3 protein-coding genes are annotated in these 5647 nt (G+C 25.4%); 1 reads left to right on the top strand and 2 read right to left on the bottom strand.

The genetic code is table 11. The features are described 5' to 3' along the window. Positions 1 to 68: 68 nt before the first annotated feature. Both AJ930_RS04605 and tssM read right to left on the bottom strand, forming a co-directional pair. Positions 69 to 968, bottom strand: coding sequence for an FHA domain-containing protein (locus AJ930_RS04605; RefSeq protein WP_044779682.1), 900 nt, complete (start codon positions 966 to 968; stop codon positions 69 to 71). Beyond that, a complete protein-coding gene (gene tssM / locus AJ930_RS04600) occupies positions 965 to 4492 on the bottom strand; it encodes a type VI secretion system membrane subunit TssM (protein ID WP_070274908.1) in 3528 nt (1175 codons plus the stop codon). Before tssM ends, AJ930_RS04605 begins: the two co-directional genes overlap by 4 nt. 133 nt (positions 4493 to 4625) lie before the next feature. Here tssM and AJ930_RS04595 point away from each other — a divergent pair, with 133 nt between their 5' ends. Then, on the top strand, positions 4626 to 5141 hold the full coding sequence (locus AJ930_RS04595) for an Hcp family type VI secretion system effector (protein ID WP_044779685.1): 516 nt from the start codon (positions 4626 to 4628) through the stop codon (positions 5139 to 5141). The last annotated feature ends 506 nt before the right edge of the window (positions 5142 to 5647 follow it).

The following is a 5647-nucleotide window of genomic DNA, read 5'->3' as shown; positions in this document are numbered from 1 at the left end:
ATTTTCCGCAAGAACTTCGAGCTAAAATACTAGCTTATGCTAAAGAGCATAATATCAAAGAGTAAAAATCACTCAAAATCTTTAATATACTTTTCCAATGCTTTGATGGTAAGATTTTCAAAAAGAATCTTATCTTCTTTAATATTATTTTGTATGGCAGCTTCAATATATTTAATAAACATATTTTCTTCCATTTCTTCAAATATTGGAGTATATAATTCTTTTGCGATTAGGCTAAGGGCTAAAATATTGATCAATCTTGTGGATTTGATTAAGGGTATATTATTAATAATACTTTCAAAATCTTTAATATTGATAGGAGAATAATCATTATTTAATTTAGAGTTTTGTTGTTTTGTTTTAATATCTTTTAAATTTTTTACCAAACTTTTTAAAACATTTTCATATTCTAATGAATTTGGATTTTTTTGAATTATTTCTTTTAAAAAGCTATCATCTGCCTTTTCTTCTTCGATAAATTTATAATCATTATTTTCTAAAATCTCTTTCAACTCTTTATTTTTGTCAAAATTTATACTTGTTTTTCCTCTAGGCTTAATTTCAATTTCATCAAAATGATTGCGTTTTTCAATATCTTCTAAGTATTTTTTATTTTCTTTAATGCTTGCTTCAATGCTTTTTGCATCCACAAATCTAAATTCTAAATTACCGATTTTAAAAATATCGCCTATACTGATTATTATTTCATAGCCACTTGGCATTCTAGAAAAGGACTTATTATAATAAATGTCAGAATCTTCAAAAGCCGCAATTGTAAAAGATCCTTCTTCATAAGATACTATGGCATGGGTATTTTTGATTTGTTCTAGTTTATCTTGAATACGAAAAGTGCAATCATCACCGCTTCCTATAGTTCCACCCTTTGTGTTAAATACAAATGTTTTAGAACCACTAATACATTCGTCATAATTCTCAATAGTAATTCCTATTTCTTCTTTTTCTATCATTGTTTATTTACCCCTGTAATATTTTCTACTATTTTAAGATTATTTAAAATATAAACTATATTATTTAATTCACTAGCACCGTTAATAATTTCAAAGTCAAAATATAAGTTTTTATTATTGTTAAATATAATGCTGTATATAGAATTACTTTTATTATCTTTTATAAACTTATACCATGCCCATTCTCCTTTATATGATTTTGTATAATTTAAATTAGGATTAGAGTAGTTATAGGCTGTAAAATTTAAACTTGTTCCATTATTGAATTTTTCTGCTACAATTTGTAGGGTTTGATTAAGAGTATGATCGTATTGGATATTTTTATTATCATAGCCAAGCTTTATAAAGGAAAAATCCGCACTTAAATCAAGGCTTTGAATAGTAAAATTAACTTTTATATTATCATTACCATTTAGTATGAGACTAGAGAGATTGCCTGCATTGGTGATAAAATCTAAAAATTCTTTAGAGAAATTTAATTTTGAAGCAAATTGAGAATTGACAGAATAGTTATTTTTTCTTTTTACTAAAACATTGTTCAAGTATTTTTTATAAAAACTATTTAATGTCCCATTTCTTCCAAAAAATGTTTTAAAACTATCCATACTAAGATCTGCTACACTCTCATCATTAAAAGGATAATATGGTGCAATATCATTAACAAATGGATTATACACTTCATTAATCCAAGCGGTATTAAATAAAGAAATACCATGATTTTCTATAAAATTCCACGAATAATTAGAAAGCTGACTATAATATCTCTCTAAATCATTAGGTAATTTTTTTATGTTCATTTGAAATACAGCAAAAGGATCATTGGCATCTTTATTGCCTCCAAGAGCATATGAAATTTTTTCTTCAGCGCTTTGGTTATTATTAGAACTAAAATCTATAATTTTATTGGATATATTTGTAATATTTGTATTAAGAATATCTAATATTTTTTCATCATCAGTGCCTTTACCCACTTCTATATTGCCAACACTCAAAAGTGTATTTTTGTTTACTAGCTTATGATATTGTGTGAAAGCATTGCTTACCCCAATAAAATTTGATCTAATTTCCCCAGCATTTAATCCTAAATTGTAGGCTTGAGTTAGTAAAACTGCATCATTTAAATTTGTATTAGAACTAACAATTTTTAACAAAGAATATAAGGGGTTTTCTTTTTTTGATAAGATATTAAGCTCATTAAGCATTGCCTCTTTGGTATTATACCTAACAGGTTGCAATGAAGCGAGTAGATTTTGCCAAGCATTTTGGTATTCACTTAAGTATAATTTTAAAATACCCATAGTCAAAGTGTTTTTATTTTCTTTAAAATTGTTATCTAGCATCCAAGATTCAATATTGATTGCGGTGTCAACTTGTTGATTTAAATCATTTAAAAAGTCCATCATACCAACTTTTGTATATATTTTATCTATAGAAGTTATTTGAGAATTATTTGAAAATACACTATTTGCAGCAAAACCTAAATCCTCTTTTATAAGATATTTTTCTTTAGGTTTATCGCTATTTAAAAAATTAAGAAGAATGTAAATTCTTTGAGTTCTACTTATACTCTCAAGTTTTCTTTTTCCTGTATGTATACTGTTTTCATCTTCTGTAAAAGATTTAAGATTAAATTGTTTAAGCTCATCCACCCCTTCTAGAAAGTCATCTTTAGAGATTGAATACTTACTTAAAGTATTCCAATTCTCGTTAATCCAAATTTTTAGTATTTCTTTATTAAAATATTTTTGTTCAAACAAAGATCTATACATATATAATGTTTTGATTAAATTTTCTTTATTTGTATCGGTAAGTAAAGTATATTCCATTTCTTTTAATAAAGTATTTTTTAACACATCTTCATTCAGTTTATAATAAAGTTGTTTAGCTTCTTTAAATCCTTTGTATGAGAGATTTAGATTTAAATATTGAAATATATTATTATCTTGCCAAAGTTCAGGATAAGTATTTAAAATATTTCTCAATTCAATTAAGAAGTCAGCTTTTTGTTTAATATTTAAATTTTGATAATCTTGATCTTTAAGAAGCAATTGTAAAGATCTTAAGGTGTTTTGGCTTTTTTCGAATTCTTTATTGTTTTTACTTATAAAATAAGAAGATATAGCATATGTTCCAAAGCTTATGATTAAAATTATCATTAAAAAAGATAATTTTTTAGAATAAGATTTCATAGTGCTTAAAGAATAATCTGTAAAAATTAAATCTTCGAGCAGTGATTTAACAAAATAGCTTTGTTTATTATGTATAATATTGGATTTTGATAATACTTTTTTGCAGTTATATTTCTCACATATGGCATCGAGTAAGAAATTTCTAGGAATATTTTCTTGATAGGCACTAACAAAATAAACTCCTCTAAGATAAGAATTATTTTTAAGCTTATTTTCTTCTTGCACTTCCAAAATAAAAGTCTTTGCTAATGCAAATAAATTATCAAGTTGTTTTAAAAATAAGTAGCTTTTATTTTTATTTTCTATATTATAAATATGGGAGTTTTTACTCATCAAGGAACATAATAATGAATCACTTAATTCTTTAAATTCATTATTTAAAAATTCTTCACTTAAGATTTTATCAAAAGATAATCCTAAAATTTTATCCGAAATTTTTTTATCGAAAATATCAAAATACTCTTTCATGCCTTCCATCAAGTCAAGTTTTGAAAAAACTATATAGATGGGCAACTTTAAATTCAAAGTTTTTTCACATTCGTTTACTCTTTTTGTTAGATATCTAATAAGATTTTTGGAATACTCCTTAGGATTATTTAAGAAAAGGACAGTATCAACAACTAAAATAATTCCATTTAGTTTGCTATGAAAAAAATTTTTATTGAGAAAAGTAAGGAATTTTTTCCATATATTTTTTTTAATTAAAAAATCTCTATTTTTATCTATATCATCTTCGGGTATTTCATCGCTACTTGTAGGCTTAAAAAATTCTTCTTGTGAAAAATAGTTTCCTTCTGTATCTAACAAAGCACCTTTTTTTGATACATAAAGTGCAAAATTTCTAGTAGACTTATGGAATTTTTTATAAGACTCTAAACTATCGCTAAGTGGATATTCGATGCTAGAATAATTGATAAAAGTGCTTTTTCCAGCCCCTTCATTTCCTATGATGATAATTAAGGGTAAATTTTTTGTTTTTAAATCATTCTTCCATGTTTCTTTGGCATCTTTAAGAGATAAAAAGAAGTTTCTTTTAGATTTGTAAATGAACTCATCAGCTTCTTTTTTTAGGACTTTAAATTTTAATCTTTTTTCACTTTTTAAAGAAGATATAAAATTTATAATAGGCTTTAATAAAAAAAATAAAAAAACAATAAGCCAAATTATCAAGATAATACTAAATCTTAAAAATGAGCTACTAAAAATATATATGTCGTTAAAAGCTATTAAAGGACCCCAAAACCAAAATAAAACACTAAAAAGAAAAATACAACAAAGTAAAAAAGCAGTTATAAATAATCTTGATTTCACAAAATCAAATATTTTTTTAAACATCGTTATTCCTTATTTAAAGTAAAAACAAATAAATATTAATATCAATATACAAATATTTTACAAAAATTTATATAGATTAAGATTAAAATGATACAATTTTGAATGTTAAAAAAAATTAAAGGAGGTTCTTTTTATGGCTGAACCAGCGTTTATAAGAATTGAAGGTTCCACACAAGGTTTGATTTCAAGTGGTGCATCTACTGAAGCGAGTATTGGCAATAGATATAAATCAGGTCATGAAGATGAAATCATGGCGCAAGAGGTATCTCATATCGTAACTGTACCCGTTGATCAGCAAAGTGGGCAACCTTCTGGACAAAGAGTTCATAAGCCCTTTTCTTTTACTTGCTCATTGAATAAGTCCGTGCCTTTGTTATATAATGCACTTACCAAAGGAGAAAGACTTCCAACAGTCGAAGTTCATTGGTTTAGAACTGCAGCAAGTGGCGGATCTGAACATTTTTTTACTACAAAATTGGAAGATGCAATTATTACAAATATTGAATTAATAATGCCAAATGCACAAGAGTCAAGTAATCATGATAAAACCGAGCTTTTAAAAGTTTCAATGAGTTATAGAAAAGTAGTTTGGGAACATACTGCTGCTGGAACTAGCGGAAGTGATGATTGGAGAGAAGGTAAAGCTTAATTATAATTATCTTAAAAAATCCCGACTAAAATGCGTAATTATAGTCGGGGTTATATCTTAAAAATATATTTTGTTTTCTTGGTTTTAATTACAAAACTACTTTCTAAATTATAATACTATTTATTCATACATGAAATCATTTATCTTAATGAGCAATTTTTGTCTTCTATGTTTGGATGCTAGCGAGCTAATCTTTATCAAACCACAAAATTACATCTTAATTTTAATAAAATAGAGAATCTAAGGAGATAACCCATGACATATATATTACTTCTTATTATAATTTCTACTATTCTTTCTTATCTTATATTAAAATTTATTTATAAAATCATCTTTAAATCTACAAAAAGCGTTTCAAAGTTTTTAGTCTTTCTTGGAAGTATAGGCTTAATTATCTTTTATTATACTCCTTATTCTTATTATTTAGAGCCTAGTTATTGGCAATTTAGGAATATGTGTAAGTTAAATGAACTTCCTAAAGTATAATAAGATTCTAGGGTATTTTG

The sequence above is a fragment of the Campylobacter sp. BCW_6871 genome (genome assembly GCF_001762325.1).
In the GTDB taxonomy this organism is placed as follows: domain Bacteria; phylum Campylobacterota; class Campylobacteria; order Campylobacterales; family Campylobacteraceae; genus Campylobacter_D; species Campylobacter_D jejuni.
Note: the sequence above shows the minus strand (reverse complement) of the source record. Positions and strands in the feature narration are given on the sequence as shown.

Excerpts from the sequence above, each read along its gene's own strand:
- tssM (WP_070274908.1), bottom strand. The coding sequence starts at position 4,492 with ATGTTTAAAAAAATATTTGATTTTGTGAAATCAAGATTATTTATAACT.
- AJ930_RS04605 (WP_044779682.1), bottom strand. The coding sequence starts at position 968 with ATGATAGAAAAAGAAGAAATAGGAATTACTATTGAGAATTATGACGAA.
- AJ930_RS04595 (WP_044779685.1), top strand. The coding sequence starts at position 4,626 with ATGGCTGAACCAGCGTTTATAAGAATTGAAGGTTCCACACAAGGTTTG.